This is a genomic window from Pseudomonas morbosilactucae (genome assembly GCF_023241665.1).
Lineage (GTDB): Bacteria > Pseudomonadota > Gammaproteobacteria > Pseudomonadales > Pseudomonadaceae > Aquipseudomonas > Aquipseudomonas morbosilactucae.
In genome coordinates, this window is the sequence record NZ_JALQCX010000016.1 from 1 (window position 1) to 20,810 (window position 20,810).

Consider the following 20,810-nt stretch of genomic DNA (forward strand, 5'->3'; position numbering starts at 1 on the left):
GGGGGCATCGCTAGGTGATGCTGCCAGTGGCGCTAACGGATATCTCGGCGCCACTGGCCGCTGCCGGGATGAAAGCGTCGGCAGGCTATTCCCAGTCGCGGACGGATCAGCGGGATGGCGAAGCGACGCACGGTGAAATAGAAGCGGTACTCGGCGAGCCCTTCGATGGTCAGGTAAAAGTGCTCGTCGTCCTGCCATTCCACTGCGTCGAGGCTATAGCTGCTGTACCACTTGTTGAGCAGGCGCTGGGCGACGATCCGTTGCAGGCTCTTGTCCACTAGCACGACAAACACCGCTTCCTCGATCCAGTAATCCAGCTCGGTGAACAGCAGGTAACCGTGGCGGGTTTCGTATTGCCTACGCAGCACGCGCCCTGGTACTCGCAGGGCGGTCGGTTGCCCGTCGGCCAGCAGTTGCCGGTCATCCGGGTCGGTGGCGCCAGGACCTTGATGGTCGGCAAAGGTGAAGCGAGTGATGGCTTTCATTGGCCCTGAAGTCGTCGTCCAAGCGCGGGGATTCTAGCAGGGGCTGGGTTTTTTACGGGAATTGCGTGGGGGCCAATGCGCCGGAAAGTTGGCCGATAAACTGTATACAATTTTATAGACAGTTGTCTTGAATGTTGCATACAGTGTGCGCAGAACAAAAACAGGGAACCCCACACCATGAATACGTCCCACGTTTCACCGCAGCGGCCCGAAGATGAAAATTTGGGTGTTGGCGCGAATATGGCTTATGGCCTGCAACACGTTCTGACCATGTACGGGGGCATCGTGGCGGTGCCGCTGATCGTCGGCCAGGCGGCGGGGTTGTCCCCCGCAGAGATCGGCCTGTTGATCGCAGCCTCGCTGTTTGCCGGTGGCCTGGCGACCTTGCTGCAGACCCTGGGTTTGCCATTTTTCGGTTGCAAGCTGCCGCTGGTGCAGGGGGTGTCCTTTGCCGGCGTGTCGACCATGGTGGCGATTGTCAGCAGCACGGGTGAGGGGGGCTTCCAGTCGATCCTGGGAGCGGTGATCGCAGCCTCGCTGATCGGCCTGTTGATCACCCCGGTGTTTTCCAGGATCACCAAATTCTTTCCGCCGCTGGTTACCGGCATTGTTATCACCACCATTGGCCTGACGCTGATGCCGGTGGCGGCACGCTGGGCCATGGGCGGCAACAGCCGCGCGCCGGACTTCGGCAGCATGGCGAACGTCGGCCTGGCGGCGTTGACCCTGGTGTTGGTGCTGTTGTTGAGCAAAATCGGCAGCGCGGCGATTTCCCGCTTGTCGATTCTTCTGGCCATGATCATCGGCACCGTTATCGCGGTGTTCCTGGGCATGGCGGACTTTTCCAGCGTGACCCAGGGGCCGATGTTCGGCCTGCCCACACCTTTCCATTTCGGCATGCCGACCTTCCATGTCGCGGCGATCCTGTCGATGTGCATCGTGGTCATGGTGACCCTGGTGGAAACCTCGGCGGACATCCTCGCGGTGGGTGAAATCATCCACACCAAGGTCGACTCCAAGCGCCTGGGCGATGGCCTGCGTGCCGACATGCTGTCGAGCATGATCGCGCCGATCTTTGGCTCTTTCACGCAGAGTGCCTTTGCCCAGAACGTCGGGCTGGTGGCGGTCACCGGGATCAAGAGCCGTTTTGTGGTGGCGACCGGCGGCGTGTTTCTGGTGATCCTCGGCTTACTGCCCTTCATGGGGCGGGTGATCGCTGCGGTACCCACCTCGGTGCTGGGCGGTGCCGGTATCGTGCTGTTTGGCACCGTGGCCGCCAGTGGCATTCGGACCCTGTCCAAGGTCGACTACCGCAACAACATGAACCTGATCATCGTCGCTACTTCCATCGGCTTCGGCATGATCCCGATCGCTGCGCCGAGCTTCTACGATCACTTCCCCAGCTGGTTCGCGACTATCTTCCACTCGGGCATCAGCTCGTCGGCGATCATGGCGATCCTGCTGAACCTGGCGTTCAACCATTTCACTGCGGGCAACTCGGACCAGCAGTCGGTGTTTGTCGCGGGCACCGAGCGCAGTCTGCGCTTCCATGACATTGCGGCCCTGCGTGAAGGCGACTACTTCAGCGGTGGCAAGCTGCATGATGCCGAAGGTAATGAAGTACCCCTGGTGACGGAGGAGCCGGGCCATTCGCCGAACCAGGCCGGCGATGGTTCGTTACCGAGCCATGCACGAGGCAGTACCGAGGCGACTCACTGAAGCTGATCCGCCCATCCAAAAAAAACGGCGCCCGCAAGGCGCCGTTTTTTTTGCGGTTGATTATTCCAGGTTGTCCAACGGCTTCATCGCCTGCAGAGCGTCAGGGTTGTCTTGGTACTGCTGGCGCAAGGTGGCGAGCTGGCGATCATGGCCTGTGCAGACCTCGTTCACCGCCTTCTCCAGGAAGGCCCGGCGCTCCTCGTCGTAGGCTTCCTCGCCGGCAAAGTGTTCGCAGGCTTCGTGGCGCTGGATGAGCGCCGCCACTTCATCGGGAAGCTCGGCGCCGCTTGCGCCATAGTGCTTGCCCAACAGCAGGCGTTTGTTTTCGACCCAGCCTTTGTAGTCCTCACCGTCCTTGCCGATGTACATGACCTGGGTCCAGCCGTCTTCGCTGGAGGCGTACACCGTCAGCCCATCACCGGGAATCACATAAAGCTTCTTGTTCACGCAGGCGGCGCTCGGCCCGCTGTGAAAGTGCAGGCGACCCTGGCCGATGACCTTGGCCTCCAGAGGTGGGCGGTATTCGCCGGCTTCCAGGGACACCTTGTCGCTCAAGGTGGCGCAGTCCATGGGCGTTTCGGCCAGGGCCGGCAGGGGCAGAAGGGAGAGCAGGCCGCACAGGGGCAGCAGGCGCAGAAGTCGGTCCATCGCGAGGGGGTCCATGAGGTGGGATTGCGGATCTCGCGATGGTAATGACAAAGACGCGGCCTGTGAATGATCGCCGACCGCATCCGCTGGGTGATGGCCCGTTTTAGTCGGCTGCCTCGCTCAATTGCCCTTGGCGCACCAGGGACAGTGCAAATACCACCACTATGGCAGCGGCGGCCGCCAGGGTCAGGGGCAGGCCATAGCTGCCGCCGCTCATGGCCGCGCCGCTGAGCAAGGGGCCCAACAGGCTGCCGATGCCCCAGAGCAGGCCGGCGCTGGCGTTGGCGGTGACCAGGTCGGCGCCGCTGAAGGATTGGCCGATCAGCACGATGGCCAGGGTATAGATGCCACCGGCCGCCGCACCGAGGATCACCAGGCTGGGCCAGAGCAGGGCGGGGGCTTCCATTAGCAGCGGCAGGCCCAGGCCGATTGCCAGGGCAACGATGCCGCAGCCGAGGTAGATGCCAGGGCGCCCGAGTGTGTCCGAGAGCCAGCCGAGGGGGAACTGGAAGGCCGTGTCGCCCAGCAGGATGATGGTCACCATCAGGGCCGCGAGCTTGATGCTGTAGCCATGGCCGGCGGCGTAGACCGGAAACAGCGACAGAATCACACTGTCGAAAAACGCGAAGAACAGGATACCCACGCACAGTGCCGGGGCGATGCGGATAAAGCCCAGCACCGAGAAGGTCCGGCTTTCGCCGTGGGGTGCCTGGAGGTCTGCCTGGGGCAGGGTCAGCCAGACCACGGTGATCGCCACGGCGTAGCCGACGCTGACGATAGACAGCACGGCCGGCCCTTCGGTGCCCAATAGCGAGACCAGGCCCGGGCCCAGCAGTTGGAAGAAGGTGAAACAGGTGGTGTAGACCGCCACCAGCCGTCCGCGGGTCGCGTCCTCGGCCATTTCATTGACCCAGGTTTCCCCGAGAATAATGATCAGCCCCGCACCTAGGCCCATGGCGATCCGCGCCAGGCCCAGGCTGTAGAGGCTGGCGCCCGGCCATTCCAGGGCGGCCACGCTCAAGGCGCAAAGGCTGAAGCACAGCAGGTAGATCTGGCGCCGGGTCAGGCGCTGGCACAGGGCATTGACCAGAAAGGCCGAGAGCATCATGCCTGCGGCCGGCAGCGCCGACATGATGCCGATCTGGTTGTTGGAGGCGCCGGCCTGGTACAGGCGCAGGGCGAGGATCGGCACGGTGGAGCCGATGCTCAAGCCGACAATGGAAATGCCCAGGATCAGGGCGGCTAACAGGGCTTTGTTCATGATCAAGACCCGCGCCTGAAGCTTCAGGCGCCAAAAAAAGGGGGGGGCGCGTAGGAGCCGGCTTGCCGACGAAAAGGCTATTGCAGGGTGTGCTGCTGTTCAGGGCGCCTTCGCTGGCAAGCCAGCTCCTACAACCTCGCGGTTGGCGGTGCAGTCAATCGCAGTTAGCGACTGCCCTGATGCGGGGAGAAGGTGAAGGCAAACAGGACGCTACGGCGCCGACGGTTGATCGCGCAGTCCTGCTGGGCAACGGCCAGGGTTGCCGAGGGGCTCATCAAGGGGGAGGGGCACGGTGACTGTGCTGTCAGGAACATCACATCGTCTAATTGCTTGGATAAAGAGGCGGACAGCCTACGTCGGCCCTTGAGGCAAAGCAACAGGGTCGGTACAGGAAGGTTTCTGTTGGGCAAAACGCTTGCATCCGCGCGTCTGGCTGACGGGCGGATCGGTTATCTGTGGGGAGATGCTTGAGCTGATGTGCCGAAAAAGCAGGGCGCTCTCATAAATATCAAGGCAAATCAGTGTAGGAATATGGCTCCACGACCTGGACTCGAATAGAAGATTAAGTATCTGTTTTAAATGGAAATTGTGGTGACTTTTAAAGTCTTTATCCCTAAGGTTATCCTTATTAAGCCCGGATTTTATACGAACTCTTTGGATCCCCATGAGCACGGTAGTTGCGTCCGTCCCGCCTACCGATCAGTGCAGTAGTTCGTTCCTCGTGATCACTGTGTCCGTCCGAAACGGACTTTAGTTGGGTGGTTTAGGTATTGAAAAAGACGTCCTGAATTTCGACAGGTTTTGATTCGTGGTTTGCATTCCTACCGGCTAATCAATGGCATTGATGCTGACCATCTTTTGCATCCGACTTGACCGATACTCGTAGAGAAGGTGACCGGCAGTGAGCAACCCAAAGCTGACGATTGCGATGGGCAGAAATTGGCCGTTCTTTGCCGGTCGCGACGGGCAAGAGTCGGCCAAAAGCCGCCGGTCGGGTCAGGCGACTTCCGACCCGCTTCCGTCATTCAGAACTGGCTAATTGGCAAAAGTCAGGCAATTGAGCTCGTCTATGAAGTCAGGGGCGATTCAGAGTGCATCGCTTAGGGCTTTGTCCTTTTCCTGGGTCAGTTGCACTGTCATCGCAGATCCGATCAGATAATTTTCAACCAAAGCTGTCAGATAGCCAGTGACCTTCCATGCCGAGGAAGACCAAAGACCAGGATCATGTCGGTAGCGGCGCACCTCGTCGGCCATCTTGGCGATGGACTGACGGGCTCGCTCGATGATCTTGGGGCTGTCTTGATCAGTTTGGATCAGAGACATCATAGAGTTCCTTGTTAACGGACGTGTAGTCGCGCCCTTCTACCGCCTCGGCCCAGCGCAAGGGCTGGGCTTGTTGTATACCTGGGAGGCAGATACGCCGCGCTTTCCAGAACGGCCCGCCGTTACGCGTAACACGGTGTGTATTCAACCAGCAGGATCAAACGGTTCGCCATCTTTGGTCAGAGTAACGAACACCGGAGTGTGAGCGTTATTGGTGATATCCCACACAAAGAAATGCCGACCGGTCACACCCATGATTTGTGAATTATCGCTCACGCGGCTACGGGCATCGTCATCAGCCGCGATGACCTCAAAACTGTACCTGGGCGTGTTGGTGATCACATCGTACGGTCCAGCTTGCCGCCGGTATGTTTTGCCTGGCTCAATTCTTTTTCTGGAATCTGAACTCATGGTGACCTCGTATTTGAAGTGGCTACATATGTAAAGCGTTCAACGACTGTCCCCGGCACGCATGATTTGGCATTGAACGCTTTACCGATGCAGCGACGGGTAGCGGCACGGTTTTCCATTGTGTCTGTGGCTGTCGGCAACCGACTCACAGAATCGGCTCCCGACAGGCCCGACGCACCGGGCGAATCGTTAATGCTTAGGCAGAAGCCGCCCCATAGTTTGCGGGCTGACCTGGCCAGTTCGAAGAGTAGCCCCGTGGCGACTGTTGCTCACAGCGGATATTTACCATCGCTTCGACGTAGTCCCAGCGATCGGCTTCAAGCTCGGCGCGGGCGTCTGCCTGGCTGATGCCGCAGTTCACTTCTACAGCGATGACAAAAAGAATCTGTTGCTGGGTAAGGCCTTTGGCTACTGATGCTGAAATCATGGTTACGATTTCCGTGCTAAATGCGAATGCGAGGGGGTAAGTCTTGAATGCAGAAATCTCCATCAGTTGATCTGCGGCCCCGAACTCAAAATGATGCAAGTCTTTGAGCATTCCTTGATGATTTAGTTAAAGTCAGCGCACATCTCAATATTCAGCCCACCCTACGCTTCGCAAGGATGGATAAGATCGCAGGCTCACTCGGCCCGGGCGCCCTGTTAGGATTGAAGCTGTCTTGGTAGCCGAATTGGCTGTCCTGCCTATCCCAGGGCATTATCTGAATGTCAGTCACTTCAAAGCCATTTGGGTGAAAGACGTACTGATCGTAGTTCTCCAGCTGCGAAAGCTTGACCTGCTCATCGGTGAACCCTGAAACGCGTCCCGTACGAGTTGCTAAGTGAACCCATTCGACGGACGGTTGACACAAGGGCAACGCCAACACAGCATCTTCGACATTCTCTCGATACTTCTTCGCACGCTCCAACCACGGCACCTCAGATGCATGCTTTTCTTGATCATCTGCGTTTGATCCAACAAACCAAGCCACGACGACTTTGGGTACAAAGGACTGAATACGGGCGATAGCTTCAGTTGACGGTCTAAGAAAGTCGGTACATAGAATCTCCGCGTTGACGCCGCACGATTGAACACGCATACGCGCTTTTTCGATCAAATCGACGTTACTATCTAGGGACAGAACAGCCCTTGTTGCCGCCAATGAGATGGTACCGAAGCCGATTCCTGAGCCAATTTCCAGAACATTTCCACTTGGAGTGACTGAGCTCAACCACTGGTAGGTACCTTGGCTCTCGATGTGTGTCGACTCGTGTGCCCATTGTGATGCATAGGTCTTGGGATCAATTCTTCCGTACATTCTTGATCATGCTCCATAACATATGTGACTGAGGGTGTTGCATAGAGTTAACGCAATTTTGCGAAAGCGCATCCGAGCTTCCTCCCTGCTTCATCGAACTGTGCTTTCGTTGCCGTGATCGTTTTCCTCGGTTACTGAGCGCGGGCATCAGCCATGTAGCTGTCACGCATGAGGCGCGAGTGCAACACCATGCCCCACTGATTACTCTTGCGAGCGCGAACCAGCTCATGGCCATGGTGACGGGCCAACTTGACGCACCCCTGTTTCGAAATTCCGGTCACAGTCGATTCCCTCAAACTTTGGCGGGCGTACAGCCCAGTTCACGTGGCCCAGTAAGCCGGGGGGAGTAATAGGGTTTGGGCCTGGGGGACCAGTCATTTGCCTTCGCGCATTCAGCTGCTCCCTTCACCGTTCGTGCGCGCACCTACATGGTGCGAATGACCTTCCGCTTTTTTCTGTGACTACTGAAAGGAGGCCTGGCCGATGATGCCGACAGCCCGAATTCGCGCAAAGGCATCATTCCCGACGTGCAAAAGCCTAGTTCGCGAGCCATCCGTTCAAATTAAACTCTGTCACTCTCCATGTTCAAAACAATCACCTTGATCCAGCTCGTCATCATCATTGTTTCTTTGATAAGCGTCGTTGTTTGGATTGAGTTGGTTGGAGTGATTATCCATGCTTGAGTCATAAGCATCGTTGTTCGGGTTCATGCTGTCACTACGGTCATCATTGGGTGTTCTGCTCATTTTGTTGCTCCATTCGTAATGGTGTTTGCTGAAAGTAAGTCGATTTTCCCTGCTCGCCCCTGGGGAGCGAAATGCGTCCCTCTTCTACGGCCTCTGCCCAGAGCAGGGGCTGGGCTTGCGCATTACCTGGAGGTATCCGTGTACTCAACTTGGTGCCCTTCTTTAGAAAGCTGAGCAATGTAGGTGGCGACAATTCGGTAGAACGCTAATGCATCGCCATTTGCAATCAGCCCTGATGGTGAATGAACGTGATCATAACCAGTCAGTTCTTTCTCGCTGACCACCAATGTCCGATTTCCGCCTGGGTGATGCGAGACCTTTGCATAAAGAGCTGCCACAGATCGATTTCCTGCTTCGCGGACGTCAAATGAGCGTCCTTCTACGTCCTCGGCTCCGGATTTTGGGGCCGGGGCTTGAGAGTGCAACTGAGCGTTTTCCGGGCAGCATAAATCGCGCCCTGGTACTGCCAAAGGCCCAGTCAAGGGCCGTGGTGTGCAGCGGAAAATCCGTGACTGCCAAAATAGCCCGATCTGGCCAAACGCGCTTTGCGAGGTCGACAGAGATCCTGCACAAACTGAAGCGTTTCACATAATCGCTATTACCCGCCTAATTAGGCAGTTTTTCCTCTCATTTCCTTGTGAATATTCCGAATGAAATCCCTCCGCCGATTAGTATCGTGCATCACATCCTCAATCAATTTTATAGCTAGCGCTTTGGGATTACGAATAACTTTGTTGATTACTTTTCCGTAACCCGCCATTTTCACACCGTCGGCAGCTAAATCTTTACCAACTTTAGCTCTTAGCTTTGCTCGGGAAAACCTTGGATCAATGGCAACTAGCGTTCTCGGCGCAGTTTCCATCATAACCACGTGCGCAATGGCATCGATAGCATGATCATACTCATCAAAGCAGGCTAGCTCCAAAATCTCCTCTTGAAGAGTCCCTCCGCCGTTACGGAGCAGGGACTCATATAGAATTCTGGTTTCTTTTTCTACAATGCCTGCGCTGATCTCGTTTGTATAACCAAAATAGAACGCAAAAGGTAGTTTTTCATTCTTACCTTTGAGCATTGGCTTAATGGCTAGCGAGTAACAGAAAGCTGCGATCACTGTCAATTCACCGCGGGCAGCGTAGGTAATAGCCCTAAGATCGCGCAGATAGATTTCCCAGGAGACAGGCTCACCTGAGGGCAGTAGAAGTCCTCTTCTCTCGTCGCCATGACCATCTATGAACAAGAGTGGTAAAAGTCCGTTTTTGCAAACGTCTCGGATTTTATTTAATCCCCTGTCCCAGTCTTCGCGAGTCTGGCAGCGTAAATGAACAACCCGAGAGCTATCGGTTTGGAATCCTTTCTTAGGCAAAGACATCAACTCGTCACGTATGCCTTCATCCCTGCGCCTAGCCGTTTGCAAATCATCCGGACTCAAGCAATCAATAAGAAATATAGTGTTCGCTGAAGATGCCACGGCCATATTCAATGTAATTGTCGTTTTTTCTAACGGTTCATTTCTCATAGCAATAACCTATAGCCCAAAAAGTTTAGAAAAAACTACCCAATAAGAATCACTGATATATTTATGCCAGCGCAACCTTAAAAGCATGTCGAATTGTCGACCGATCAACAGTCAGATAGGGCTTGCTGTGATCAAGGCACGAATGACCTAGTATGGTCTGCACCGTCTCAACATCGCCTGTTGCCGCCAGCACCTTGGCCGCCAAGGAGCGCCTGCCGCTGTGCGACGATCCCTGCTTGATACCGGCCTGCCGGTAAAGTCTGCTGACGGTCTGTTGGAGCGAATCACAGGCCCGGTAAACCTCTGGCCCGCTATCCAACTGGCGGTGTTTGAATGCCAGTTCGAAGGCCTGCCCCTTGTGGCTTAGAACAGGCTTCGAACCTGGGCGCATGCCTCGATATTCATCGGCACCGGTATAACCCCACCGACGGGCAGCACGCACCTTTTTCCGTGGATTCAGTTGTGTTTGCTGGGAGTCACTAAATTAGGTCAGCACGTTACCATTTTGATTTTTTTGGAAATTGAAGGCGCTCGAAGTCTCCAGCGAGCGCAGCCAGGGCTGAGTAACACCTACTAAACCTCGCCGTACCACGAAAAATACCAATAGACTCAAGAAGGTCCGGGGCGAATGACCTGAGCAATTGGCGTTGAATATGGCTCGAGTAGTCCGAATCGAACGTACGCTTCGCAATAACCGCTGCCTGAGCTTCACGGATGGCTGCGGCCATAACTTCGTGGGGGTGTGCCTTTTCACTCGAGTAAGCTCCAGCTCTGTCAGCCAAGCTACTCAAGGCTTGGCTTACCTCACACACAGATTCGTAATCTACTTTCCGCTTGTGCGAGCGATATAGGTAAAAAGCAGCTGCTCCTATGGCGAAAATGGCAAGGGGGCCAAAACTGTTCATATCCTGTTTTCCCTCAACGCTCGGGTTTGGATTCTGGCCTGCAGTAGAACATCACCGACTCTCCCTTTAACGCCAAGTGTTGCGCTTTTTTGGTCAACACAGCACTGGCTGTTTCGCAGTTCTCGATTGCATATACACCGTAAAAATCTGCTTGTTTCACGTCTTCACCGCATGCCTCTAAGTGTGGGAGGCAGGAATGCCCCCACAAACCGACCACTATCGCTAACGAACTCATATTTTCCCTTAGCTGATGATGTTCCTGATGATCCGTGCAAGACCAAGGCCCGAGTAGCCCTCGGTGTATCCATGAGACACATCAACCTCGTGCTGCTCCAGTGCGTTCAGGATTCGCTTCTTCACCATCTTTGAGCCTCGCGATTGCCCTGCCTCGTAAGCAAGGAAAGCCGCAAAACAGGCCAAAACGAAGTACACAGCGTAAATGCTAAACATCTTTGATCGATCCCTTCATCGCAGCGTTTTCCTGCTCGATCCTGGGCACGATTACCGTGCCCCTCTACTGCCGCTGCCCAGCATGGGCTGGGCTTGGGCGGTACTGCGTTTCCCTACTCTGTCCTGTGGACGCGCTCATAGGCAGCCAGGGGATTATCTGCGGCCAACTGGGCCAGCTCAGGTGCAAGTGCGTTCAGCACGTTCCAGGCCTACGGGATCGCCTTGTGGCTCTCCCTGAAATACTGGATGTATACCAGCTCTTCAAGGGCGCGCTGCAACCGGGCATCGGTCAAGGGCGGAACCTCGGACCGTGGCACGTATTCGATACCTTCGATCACGACTGATGGCATGGCGTTTTCCTAGATACCTGGACTCTATAACTCTGCCTTGCGCAAGACCTCACGAAGGACATCACTTTCTTCACCGTAATGTTCGCTTTTCAGGCGGGTTGCTATACGCCTTGATGACTCACCCAGTGACCGGTACCAATCATCTTTGGCTCCAACGAAAACTGGTGGTCTGCCTGCAAACTGATCGCTAGTGATATCAATCACAACATCTCCGAACTCTAGCCAAGCATGACCAGATCCACAGACGTATTCAGCTTGAACCCCTGCAGCGTTCAAGTAATGACCCAGCAGCTCTGATACAACTCCACAGCAGCACTCAGGAAACCTCTGCATATGTGGTGGAAGGGTGCCCTCGCTTTTCTGCGCATCAAGTGATTCGCGGAAAGAACGGGCGACATTCAGTAAATCCATTCTTATTCTCCATTGCGTCTGTGACTGTCGGCAGCCGGCTCGCTGAATCGGCTCTCGACAGGCCCACTTAGTGGGCCTGCGACAACTATTCTTTGATCAACGCACCATGGTCAATATCCACATCTTCAACGACGATGTTGATGCCGCAAAAGATTTCCTCACCCGAGCGCAGGTAGGTAAAAAGACGGGACTTAACTACGCCGTACACACCACAACGATCTCCAGTTTCAGGAGCATTTACCACGCCACCTACGTTCGGAATGAGGGCAAAACCCGATTCGCTACGCCAAGTGATTCTTAAGCAAGAACCAACACATATTTAGCGCAAATGACCGCCCGAGCCGGGTCATCTGATCTTCGGGAATCCCGACTGGCCGGTGAGCGCCTGGGCTTAAAAAGCCGAACACACCAGCAAGCCCCTTCTCCTCCTCAACTGTGATCTCACCACTCATGCGTAAAAACTGGATAACCATCCCCCATTTTGAAGGATCGTAGGGAGCTGGGTTTGTCATTCGTGAAGCTACATGAGCCGCAATATCGACTGCCAGTGTTTCAAGTGCCACTCGCGCATTCACAAGAGAAGCATTGAAATCAGGCGGCGTCGCACGAAACGCAGAGGCCGAATCATTAATCCGCGCAATAATATCGTCTTTGCGAGGAGCCCCTGAGTTTTGAAGCGCTAAGATCAGATCGTCTTCTATCGGTGGTGCGCTGGTGATGGACGGGTCTCCTTTAATGAGCGTCTTGTTGGTTACGATGTAACCATCCAGCAACAGGCATTGAGTGAGGTCATGCATACGCTCGTCAAAGCGATATTTCGGGTTGACCCTTGAACGCAGATCGCCTGGTGTTGCTATGACCTCGGCAAGTACATGCATGATGGTCCGCTCGTCGAGCGAACGCAGAACATTTAGTAAATCTGACAGTAAATGGTCATGCGATAGTGAAAGATGCTGAACCCCATACTTGCTTAAGAGAACAACTGAAACGGTTGGGGGCTGCAATTCTAAAAACTGTGCAAACGAATGACGTGCTCGAAGTCCTATCATGTTGCCGCTTCCTTTTTTCTTTCGTGTCGTAGCTACATTAGTAAAGCGCTCAATAACTGTCACCGGCTAGCTTGATTGGGCAATGAACGTGCCGTTTGGATCAATGAGGCGATACCCAGCCTCTTTAAGTAGATCCTCAAACCCATCAGCCATGGGAGTTTTCCTCTACGACGAACGTAGCTCACGCTGCTTGCGCATGATTGCCTTGGTGAGCGTCATTTTCAGTGCTTGTTCCTGTTCATTGTCCAGTGCGCCGGCCAGACGCAGACCAACACAAATACCATCGGCCCTACCTTCCTCAAATGGGATTTGGCCGACAGTTCCTACCCGACTGATTTCCCTCAGCTGATAGCCAACCGCATCATTGATGTGACCAGGTAGGGCCAGTTTGGCCAAGTCAATTTTCGCAAGCAGGTCTATATCGTCCATGCTAATTAGCCTTCATTGTTTAGACGCCAAGATTGGTGTCCTTCTATGTCCTCGGCCCCAGTTTGTTAGGCCAGGGCTTGGGGGGCAGCTGAGCCTTTTCCCAGAATTGTTTGATCATGGTCGAAGGCTTCATCCGCATCCATACTCGGTAGCGAGCGCGATCATTACCATCCCAGTATCTGAGTCAGACCAATCTTTAGGATTGTTTTTGAGGAAGGCAACAACTACACGAACACCATCTTTGGTGGTGTACGCTTTTGGAAAACAGAGCCGCGCCTCCGGCAGAGCTTCACCCAACACCGCGATTGTATTACCAACGCCCTCTACCATCCCGAGGCATTGACCTATCAGAATAAACTCAGCGTTTGTAGTCTTTGCAACAGGCCGGGGCTCACTTACGAGTGAGCACTTTTTCAGTAACGATTCCCCATCAGCAAATGCCGTTAAGCTCGTAAGCGATAGCAGTGCGGCAACCAAAATTCGTTTCATGTTTCCCTCCTCGGTCTAGGGGAGCGAAAAGCGTCCCTCTCCTACGGCCTCGGCCCAGTGCATGGCTGGGCTTGGGCGTACCTGGGCGTTTTCCTATAACGGTTGATCCGTGACTGCTCGGCAGTAGTAAGTCCAAACCTTCATAGGCTTGCCATCGCCATCGAGCTTTTCAGCTTTCAACTGAAATACCTCGTTGTTGTCGGCGTAGACCATGTCTTCACAAGCTTCGCGTGTCGGGTACTGAGTATCCGCTTTTGGGTTTTCGGTGTGGCATGGGGCACCGACGGCCATTGACGCGCAAACCACAGCGTTCATTAAAAATTGCATACCAACTTTTTTCCTATTAACGAGTTTTCTTAGCCAGGCGTTCCAGCCGACCGGATCAATTTTTGTTGTATCCAAAAGCACCCCGCGTATGCAGAGCTTCCTTCCAAAAACTTTCTCGTCGGATGACGACTTCATCATCAGTACGCATTGAGCGATATTCGAGCAAGGTCAGGCTGAAATATTCACGAGCATACTCAATTCCTTCTGTCGAAATCAGTTTGGTCAGCTCATCGCTATGCCCACCGTGCCCAGTCAGAAGGTAGGCCTGCCAGCGGGACCAGAGGCCATCTTTGCCATACGCAGCCCCAACGTATTTTTTTCCATTTTTCTTATCGGCAATCAGGTACACACCTTTGGTGTTTTCAAGGGCGGTCTTCCAGTCGAGGCGCTCCGTAAGGAAGATAGTCTCCATTGCAGAAAAGCTCAGAGATAAGTTGTCGAAGCCAGGGAAGCGTTCGCCGGTGTAAACCTCTTTGAAAAGTTCAACGATAGACATGCCATCGGCATACTCTTCCATCAGACATCGCCGAGCGCGACCAATGGGAGGAGCTTCGATTTTGAGCTTACCAATCAGATGTTCATACTCTTCAAGTAAGCTCACACTATAGGCCGTTGAATCTGGGACGTTGGTAGTGCCGAGGACCTCCCAAACCCCACCAAACAGCCACGTATTTGCTTTCGGCTCTGGATAAAAATCAATTAGTTAGAAAATAAATCGACGATTAAAGTCATCCCGCTTTCCCCTCCAGGAGTTCCACTTTTGCCATTCCTTACGAGATCGAATGAAGACATCTAAAGGCTGACTATGCTGATTCCAGCAGGCGAAATGAATTTTGTGTTCTTTATAATTTAGGCTAGGGAATAACGTACGAAGTAGGATAGTCATCTGCTGCTCAGTGAATGCCGTGTGCCAAACTGACGAAAAAAGGAATTTCCTACTAGGTAAAGCTTTGTTTTGATCTGGCAGAAAAAAACCACGCTAGACCGATTACAAGAATGGAGATGATCGTCGCTATCGCGTGGATTGGTGAAGAGAACCAATAGACGGGTGCTCCATTGCTGCGCCAATCGGACATGGGAAGCTCCACAGGCACATCCTTATCTTGGCAAGCCACCATAGCCTTATTGAATTCCTCTGCTCCTAGCTCTCTCATTTTCTGCAAGAGATCACCCCTAGGACAGACGGTGAGCGACGGTGATGTGTAGCTGTACTCGGTTACATAACCGTCGAATGGAAAGTGAAGCAGCAAGACCAGGATCGACATGGCGAGTGTTGCAAGCAAAGCGAAGCGCTGATGGGCGTTGATATTCCAGATTGCAGAATCCTTTTGCATGAATTTTTTCCTTATGTTTGGAGCTGGAGGTCAGCCTTCCTCGGCAGCCAGACGCGCTGCCTCGGCCAAGTAATAGAGTTCCTGCTCCTCTTCGGCGTCGACCAGGCCGAGCGCCGCCAAGGTGCGCAAGCGTCCCTCAATGTCAGCGCGTTCCTGCACGAGAATATCTATCGGCTTGCTACGCAGTGCCTCGATCAAAGCACGTAGCGCCTGATTGGCGGCCTGCACGCGCTGGGCATTGAGGGTAATGGTGGTGCTCATGGGGGTTCCTTTTTCCTACCTATTCGGGCTCTTGACCCGTACCTGGCGACTGGCGCTTTCTATGGCAGAAAGTCACTAGAAAGAAAATGCAAACGAACGCTACACATGACCAAAAAATCTTTCCGCCTGTGGGCATCTGCTCGACGCTCTTCCAGAACTCAATTAACTTATCCATATGCTCTTTTCCCGTTTACTTGGACTGCTTAGCCTCGGAGAGAGCAGATTCATAATCTCGAAGTGATTGTTGAATGCTCTCAGACGATTTCCTACTTCTGTTGAGTCTGCCCCCGCTGCAGCTTCGCGATCCTGCTGCCACGCTCCCTGAAACCTGCCTCAAGCTCAAGATTGGCTTCAATCAACGCGTAGAATGCGTTGAATGCTCTGCGATCATGTTCCTTCAGCGATTCCAAAATTTGACTCAGCTGATAGAAGTCAGTGATCAGAATTTTGCCTGCGCGCTCGTCGTAATCGGCTTCATGTCGAGCGAGGGTATTCTTGATGATTTTTTGCTGTTTACTTTGGGCCATGCTCAATCCTTCGATTTCGCGGACGCAAAAATAAGCGTCCCCTACGACCACGGCCCAGCGAAGGCTGGGCTCGGGCAGTACCGCGTTTCCCGATCACTCGTACTTTGTGAGAGCAGAAGGCGTGACATCCAAAACACGGGCAATCTCGCTCTTGTTGAGTCCTGCACCTCTCAAAATGTGATAAAGATTCTTGCCATCTTCTGTAATCCTACCGCTCTCTGTTTTTGCTACGCTGAGAATGCGATCGAGAATGGCTCCTTTCTCTTCAAGGGCCTCCACTTGCTTCTGTATTGGGCTTTTTACCTTAGGCTTGGTCATTTCGTGCATCTTCAGTTTGAGTCAAATCGACTGCAAAAAGCATCAATTAGCCACCACATAAAAGTCAACATAATATTTAAAACATATGATAAATATTTAATACTTTTTCATCCTAAAGCCATCTCAAAAGCCCTGCGCAAGGTTTCTTGATCGACCGTCAAATAAGGCTTGCTGTGATCTAGGCAGGCGTGGCCAAGAATGATCTACACCGTCTCAACATCTCCGGTTGCAGCCAAGACCTTGGCCGCTAGGGAGCGTCTGCCGCTGTGCGACGATCCGTGCTTGATACCGGCCTGTCGGTAGAGCCTGCTGATGGTCTGCTGTAGAGAATCACACGCCCTGTAGACCTCCGGCCCTGAGTCCAAAATGCGGTGCTTGAACGCCAGTTCGAAGGCTTGACCCTTGTGCGTCATAACTAGCTTTGAACCTGGGCGAAACCCTCGGTATTCATCAGCTCCGGAAAGCCCCCAGCGGCGCCGTAAGCGAACCGCGATCCAGCCGTCCAGGGCGGCAAGGCATCGAGCATGGGTCAGGTACACATTGCGCGGTCGGCAGCCCTTAGTAATGTCTGCGCGTAGATACACCTCGGGCTTGATGGCTCCGCTGGGGTACAGCACGTCTGCGACCTCCAGCAAGGCCAGCTCGGTGACACGAATGCCAGTCGTGTGCGTCAGCCACAGAAGCATCACGTCACGTTCTGGCAGACGGCCAGTGACGGATGCAACGCGGATCAGGTGTTTGAATTGTCCAGGGCGAAGGGAAGTAGCGCGACGGGGGGGGGCATACGGTCTCTCTGTCAGGATTACACGGGAATCGTGCTGGATCTGGAGAGAGTCAGGCCGGGGCCTCCTGACTAAGCGCATGCCGGTGGCTCGTGCCAACTGAGCGATCGCCGCCGCGCGCGGCATTTGGTGTTCGCAGAGCACGTCGACGATCCGCTTCACCTGTTCGCGGTCTTGGCCTTGCGGCACTGAACGACGAACAGTGGTGCGCCGCATTCCCAGCGCCTCACTCGGGCTCGGCACTTTCACATACTGATCACCGCGAAGCGCGGCCATGGTTCGATTCACACTGGACAACCGGTTTTGCGCAGTGGCGATAGCCAGCTCACCTTGTTCAACTTGTTGGCGCAGATGTCCGGTGTAGTCCAGCAAGGTTTGGCTATCTATCTGCCGCGCATCGTTAAACCCTGGTCCATCCTCCGACCGACACCAGCGCACAAACGCCTGCCACCGATCACTGTGTGCCATGACCGTGCCGTAATGTCCGCCGCCAAATAGGTCTTTGAGCGCTTGCGGCCCGGCATAGCTCAACTGCCGACCATAGCCAAAATTGCGTCCATCTCGCCTGCCCACCAGTGCCATGATCGAAGTCCTCTCGAAGCCAAAATTTTTAAAACTTTCCCCACGTCATCCCGCCAAGAATGTTGAGTGTTATCAGGGATCAAGGCCCCTGCGACCTGTGAGGGTTGTCCACTAACGCGGGACTGGCGGCTCTTTACGACCGGGAGCTTGGGCATCTCATGATCTAGCCTCCTGAGCACTTCCGAAGAAGTGGGCGGGCGGAAGCTGCGCTGGCTGACGAGACCAATGCCGCGAGATCCTGAGTCGGGTGAAGGCAGTGATGCGATGACTGGGGCATGCCTGACTGTCAGTCAGGTGCAGTCCATTCCGTGGGCTGCGGCACCATCATCTGCATCGCTGTTGCTGGTGACTTCGGTGTTTGTCGCGCCGATTGTCACGAGGGGGAATGCCGCAAAGCCTTGTACGAGGAGGGCTGCAGCAGTGGTAGGAGTGCCCGTCTCTTTCCGGGAGAAAGAGACGGGCAAAGGTTGGCGCAATGAAATGGCCAAGCGGATAGGATGCTGCAGGGCAGCTATGAAAGAGTATGGGTTGCCGCAGTGGGCACACTGATAAAAGTAGGCATCCATCACATCGCTGTGACCGTGCGAGCCTCCGGACGCTAATCGCACTTTGGGAGAACCACCACGGTGTGGCGTAGCCTCAAAGGTTCTGGCTACCTGGGTTGCTGTCAACGACAGCGCTTGCCCGATCTTTTCTACGCCTGTGGATAATTTGGGTCAAGGCTCGAATTTTCCGGAGCTCTGCGGTGGTGGATGAAATTATTCACCGGCGGAAATCGGTGGTTTTCCACAGATAGCTATATGGGCTTTAGATTTTTTAAGGGAGGTCCATCCAAACAGGGCGGCTTTGCAGCCCTGTTTGGATGGACCCGCGTGGACAAAGCGGATCACTGAGATATGAGGACCGAGCGCTTACTCAGTTGCGCCACGTTTTGCTTTTAGGCGAGTGACATTCGCACCCGTCTGATTGGCGAATTCGCGTGGACTGACATGCTTCTGCTGATTAGCCTCAAGGTAGCGACTCCACCAGTTCATGATCAGCCTGCGCTCTTCGATGAACTCGGCCTTGTGGGTGTACGCGGCGCGGACGTTGTTGCGTTCCTTGTGGCTCATCTGCCGCTCAATGGCTGTGTCTGCCCACAAACCTGACTCGATCAGTGCGCTGCAGGCCATCGAACGAAACCCATGCCCACAGATCTCGGATTTGGTGTCGTACCCCATCTTCCGAAGCGCGCTGTTCACCGTGTTTTCGGACATTGGTTTCCAAGATTTGGTATCGCCTGCGAACACCAAGTCAAATTTGCCTGTGATTGCGTGGATCTGTTCGAGCAGGGCGATCGCTTGCGGCGATAAGGGTACAAGATGGATATCGCCTGCCATCTTCGTCCCCCTTGTGGAAAAGGGTACGCCTTCCAACGCTGGTCGCGTGTCGGGTATTTCCCAGACGCCACGTTTGAGGTCGAACTCGCTCCAGCGGGCGAAGCGCAGCTCGCTAGAGCGTACAAACACGTGCAGCGACAGCAAGACTGTCAGCCGGGTAAGTGCGCGGCCTTTATAAGTGTCGATCCGTTCCTGCAATTCAGGCAAACGCGATAAGGTTAAGGCGGGGCGGTGGACGACCCGCGAGGCTTTGATCGAGCCTACGAGGTCGTAAGCAGGGTTTACGGTGATAAGCCGGAGGCGCTTTGCCTCGCGCATGATGCTCAGCAGGTAGTTTTGTACCCTTAAAGCAATGTCTATCGTTCCGCGCTTCTTAATCGCGTCTAGGGGCCGCATCAGGTCGTGGGTATCAAGGTCAACAATGGCGCGGGCGCCGATCAGCGGGAAGAGGTGAGTTTTGAGGCGACTCATCACTGTCTTGGAATAGTCTGGTGCCCACTTGGCTGACATTTCCGTGTGCCAGCCGAGGGCAACGCTTTCAAAGGTGCGGCCTTTGATCAGAGCGTCCGTCTTGGCTAGGTTCTTGGCTCCTATGGGGTCAATGCCATCCGCCAGCATTCGCTTGACCTCCAAGCGCTTGCGGCGCGCATCCGCGAGGCCAACGATGGGGTAGTTGCCGAATGAGGTCAGTCCTTCCCGGCCATCAGGTTTGACGTATCTGAGACGCCAGCCTTTGCGGCCATTGGGTTGGACTAGAAGGTAAAGGCCGTCGCCGTCGAAAAGCTTGTGGGCGCGGTCTGTGGGCTTGGCCGAACGGCAAGCGGCGTCGGAGAGTGGAGCAGTAGTGCGCGACATAAGGGTACTCCCTATTATCGAACTGACCTTTATCCCAAACTCTACCCTTAAAATGGCTGGTACCCACCGGAATCCGACAGAACGCCAAAACGAAAAAACCCGCCAGAAGGCGGGTTTTTCGGGGGTTTCAGAGATTTTGAAAGCCTTCTCTGGAACCTTGTATGGCTCCACGACCTGGACTCGAACCAGGGACCCAGTGATTAACAGTCACTTGCTCTACCAACTGAGCTATCGCGGAATGCGCCGTATCTTACTGATTAAGAAGGAGAAGTCAAGCGCAGGATTGCAGTTTTCTGCTGGCCGGTGCCGCTAGGCGTCGACCGAGGAAAAATCGGCCTGGGCGGTTACCAGAAGCGGGAGGGAGGGCTACCATGGCGCCCCGGAAGTGGTTTCACGCGCGACCGGCCTCCCGCCGCAAAGGTACGCTTTATGACCTGCTCCCTGTATTCGCTTTCAGTCACCCGCCGCTTAACGCTCCGATCGGGGGTGCTGGCATGAGCATCGAACAGATCGCCCTGCCCAAAGGGGTTGGGCCTCAGGCCAGTAAATTGTGGGATGCCATTGTCGGCGCTGCTTCGTCTGCCGATCTCAACCGCGCTGGTGGCAAGGCCGAAGGGTTTGTCCTCGGGCTGGAAAGCAGCAAGGCGATCAAGAGCCAAGTGGCCGAATCGCTGTATGTGGCGTTTGATGATGCCGCCAGCCAGCGCTCCAAAGAGTTGGCCGGCTGAGCTCGTTCAGCCGCCGAAGGTCAGGGTGCCAAGCATGAACTTGGCCGCCAGGGCGCCGCCGGCCAGTTGTACCAGCCATAGTGCCAGCCCACCGAGAAACACGCCGAGGGCGATTTGCAGCACCAGGCTCTTTTCGCGTTTCTGAGGGCGGGACACGTAGTGCTCCAGTTCGTCGCGGTCTGCCCGCAGGTCGTCGTTTTTCATCTGGGTTCTCGATGGCAAGGGTA

General features: G+C 54.7%; 25 protein-coding genes, 1 tRNA gene and 3 pseudogenes. 2 read left to right on the forward strand and 27 right to left on the reverse strand.

Annotation, left to right across the window (positions count from 1 at the left end):
- Positions 1–32 precede the first annotated feature (32 nt).
- A complete protein-coding gene (locus M1B35_RS10730; RefSeq protein WP_123330762.1) occupies positions 33–485 on the reverse strand; it encodes a hypothetical protein in 453 nt (150 codons plus the stop codon).
- A 177-nt stretch (positions 486–662) separates the two neighbouring features.
- Here M1B35_RS10730 and M1B35_RS10735 point away from each other — a divergent pair, with 177 nt between their 5' ends.
- Positions 663–2,204: a nucleobase:cation symporter-2 family protein gene (locus M1B35_RS10735; RefSeq protein ID WP_268261910.1), complete on the forward strand. Its 1,542-nt coding sequence runs from the start codon at positions 663–665 to the stop codon at positions 2,202–2,204.
- A gap of 60 nt (positions 2,205–2,264) precedes the next feature.
- Here the strand turns inward: M1B35_RS10735 and M1B35_RS10740 are convergent, their stop codons facing one another.
- The 25 genes and pseudogenes from M1B35_RS10740 to M1B35_RS10855 form a co-directional block, all read right to left on the reverse strand.
- Positions 2,265–2,852 (reverse strand): SH3 domain-containing protein, encoded by a 588-nt coding sequence (locus tag M1B35_RS10740; protein ID WP_123330766.1) that lies wholly within the window; start codon positions 2,850–2,852, stop codon positions 2,265–2,267.
- 103 nt (positions 2,853–2,955) lie between these two features.
- Entirely contained in the window at positions 2,956–4,113 is a 1,158-nt protein-coding gene (locus tag M1B35_RS10745) for an MFS transporter (RefSeq protein WP_268261911.1), read from the reverse strand.
- 1,086 nt (positions 4,114–5,199) lie between these two features.
- Positions 5,200–5,436 carry a hypothetical protein gene (locus tag M1B35_RS10750; protein WP_268261912.1) on the reverse strand — a complete coding sequence of 79 codons (237 nt, stop codon included), beginning with the start codon at positions 5,434–5,436 and terminating at the stop codon, positions 5,200–5,202.
- A gap of 144 nt (positions 5,437–5,580) precedes the next feature.
- Positions 5,581–5,847, reverse strand: coding sequence for a hypothetical protein (locus M1B35_RS10755; protein WP_268261913.1), 267 nt, complete (start codon positions 5,845–5,847; stop codon positions 5,581–5,583).
- A 196-nt stretch (positions 5,848–6,043) separates the two neighbouring features.
- Positions 6,044–6,385: a hypothetical protein gene (locus M1B35_RS10760; RefSeq protein WP_268261914.1), complete on the reverse strand. Its 342-nt coding sequence runs from the start codon at positions 6,383–6,385 to the stop codon at positions 6,044–6,046.
- 40 nt (positions 6,386–6,425) lie between these two features.
- Positions 6,426–7,145 carry a class I SAM-dependent methyltransferase gene (locus M1B35_RS10765; protein ID WP_268261915.1) on the reverse strand — a complete coding sequence of 240 codons (720 nt, stop codon included), beginning with the start codon at positions 7,143–7,145 and terminating at the stop codon, positions 6,426–6,428.
- A 572-nt stretch (positions 7,146–7,717) separates the two neighbouring features.
- The gene (locus tag M1B35_RS10770; RefSeq protein ID WP_162844267.1) at positions 7,718–7,891 is read right to left on the reverse strand and encodes a hypothetical protein; all 174 of its coding nucleotides are present in this window, start codon (positions 7,889–7,891) and stop codon (positions 7,718–7,720) included.
- Positions 7,892–8,013: 122 nt separating this feature from the next.
- Positions 8,014–8,229, reverse strand: coding sequence for a hypothetical protein (locus tag M1B35_RS10775; RefSeq protein ID WP_268261916.1), 216 nt, complete (start codon positions 8,227–8,229; stop codon positions 8,014–8,016).
- Between the two features lie 272 nt (positions 8,230–8,501).
- Positions 8,502–9,407 (reverse strand): hypothetical protein, encoded by a 906-nt coding sequence (locus M1B35_RS10780; protein ID WP_268261917.1) that lies wholly within the window; start codon positions 9,405–9,407, stop codon positions 8,502–8,504.
- A 61-nt stretch (positions 9,408–9,468) separates the two neighbouring features.
- Positions 9,469–9,849: pseudogene (locus M1B35_RS10785) on the reverse strand (tyrosine-type recombinase/integrase); the annotation flags it as partial.
- A 1,122-nt stretch (positions 9,850–10,971) separates the two neighbouring features.
- Complete coding sequence (locus M1B35_RS10790; protein ID WP_268261919.1) at positions 10,972–11,112, reverse strand: hypothetical protein; 141 nt, start codon at positions 11,110–11,112, stop codon at positions 10,972–10,974.
- A 24-nt stretch (positions 11,113–11,136) separates the two neighbouring features.
- A complete protein-coding gene (locus M1B35_RS10795; RefSeq protein ID WP_268261920.1) occupies positions 11,137–11,523 on the reverse strand; it encodes a hypothetical protein in 387 nt (128 codons plus the stop codon).
- Between the two features lie 281 nt (positions 11,524–11,804).
- A complete protein-coding gene (locus tag M1B35_RS10800) occupies positions 11,805–12,572 on the reverse strand; it encodes a hypothetical protein (RefSeq protein WP_268261921.1) in 768 nt (255 codons plus the stop codon).
- A gap of 165 nt (positions 12,573–12,737) precedes the next feature.
- The gene (locus M1B35_RS10805) at positions 12,738–13,001 is read right to left on the reverse strand and encodes a hypothetical protein (RefSeq protein ID WP_268261922.1); all 264 of its coding nucleotides are present in this window, start codon (positions 12,999–13,001) and stop codon (positions 12,738–12,740) included.
- A 129-nt stretch (positions 13,002–13,130) separates the two neighbouring features.
- Positions 13,131–13,490, reverse strand: a complete 360-nt coding sequence (locus M1B35_RS10810; RefSeq protein ID WP_268261923.1) for a Rap1a/Tai family immunity protein — start codon at positions 13,488–13,490, stop codon at positions 13,131–13,133.
- 93 nt (positions 13,491–13,583) lie between these two features.
- The gene (locus M1B35_RS10815) at positions 13,584–13,892 is read right to left on the reverse strand and encodes a hypothetical protein (RefSeq protein ID WP_268261924.1); all 309 of its coding nucleotides are present in this window, start codon (positions 13,890–13,892) and stop codon (positions 13,584–13,586) included.
- Positions 13,873–14,418 carry a GIY-YIG nuclease family protein gene (locus tag M1B35_RS10820; protein ID WP_268261925.1) on the reverse strand — a complete coding sequence of 182 codons (546 nt, stop codon included), beginning with the start codon at positions 14,416–14,418 and terminating at the stop codon, positions 13,873–13,875. Before M1B35_RS10820 ends, M1B35_RS10815 begins: the two co-directional genes overlap by 20 nt.
- A gap of 337 nt (positions 14,419–14,755) precedes the next feature.
- Positions 14,756–15,151, reverse strand: coding sequence for a hypothetical protein (locus M1B35_RS10825; protein WP_268261926.1), 396 nt, complete (start codon positions 15,149–15,151; stop codon positions 14,756–14,758).
- A gap of 30 nt (positions 15,152–15,181) precedes the next feature.
- A complete protein-coding gene (locus tag M1B35_RS10830; protein ID WP_268261927.1) occupies positions 15,182–15,412 on the reverse strand; it encodes a hypothetical protein in 231 nt (76 codons plus the stop codon).
- A 266-nt stretch (positions 15,413–15,678) separates the two neighbouring features.
- Entirely contained in the window at positions 15,679–15,939 is a 261-nt protein-coding gene (locus tag M1B35_RS10835; RefSeq protein WP_268261928.1) for a hypothetical protein, read from the reverse strand.
- 93 nt (positions 15,940–16,032) lie between these two features.
- Positions 16,033–16,257 carry a hypothetical protein gene (locus M1B35_RS10840; RefSeq protein ID WP_268261929.1) on the reverse strand — a complete coding sequence of 75 codons (225 nt, stop codon included), beginning with the start codon at positions 16,255–16,257 and terminating at the stop codon, positions 16,033–16,035.
- Between the two features lie 107 nt (positions 16,258–16,364).
- Positions 16,365–16,943: pseudogene (locus tag M1B35_RS32020) on the reverse strand (tyrosine-type recombinase/integrase).
- A 123-nt stretch (positions 16,944–17,066) separates the two neighbouring features.
- Positions 17,067–17,621: pseudogene (locus M1B35_RS32025) on the reverse strand (integrase domain-containing protein); the annotation flags it as partial.
- A gap of 911 nt (positions 17,622–18,532) precedes the next feature.
- Positions 18,533–19,855: a tyrosine-type recombinase/integrase gene (locus M1B35_RS10850; RefSeq protein WP_268261931.1), complete on the reverse strand. Its 1,323-nt coding sequence runs from the start codon at positions 19,853–19,855 to the stop codon at positions 18,533–18,535.
- Positions 19,856–20,017: 162 nt separating this feature from the next.
- Positions 20,018–20,093 (reverse strand) — tRNA-Asn (locus M1B35_RS10855).
- 256 nt (positions 20,094–20,349) lie between these two features.
- Between M1B35_RS10855 and M1B35_RS10860 the strand changes: the two genes are divergently transcribed.
- Positions 20,350–20,583 (forward strand): hypothetical protein, encoded by a 234-nt coding sequence (locus tag M1B35_RS10860; protein ID WP_268261932.1) that lies wholly within the window; start codon positions 20,350–20,352, stop codon positions 20,581–20,583.
- 6 nt (positions 20,584–20,589) lie between these two features.
- Here M1B35_RS10860 and M1B35_RS10865 read toward each other — a convergent pair whose 3' ends face one another.
- Positions 20,590–20,787, reverse strand: a complete 198-nt coding sequence (locus M1B35_RS10865; RefSeq protein ID WP_123330772.1) for a hypothetical protein — start codon at positions 20,785–20,787, stop codon at positions 20,590–20,592.
- Positions 20,788–20,810: the final 23 nt, after the last annotated feature.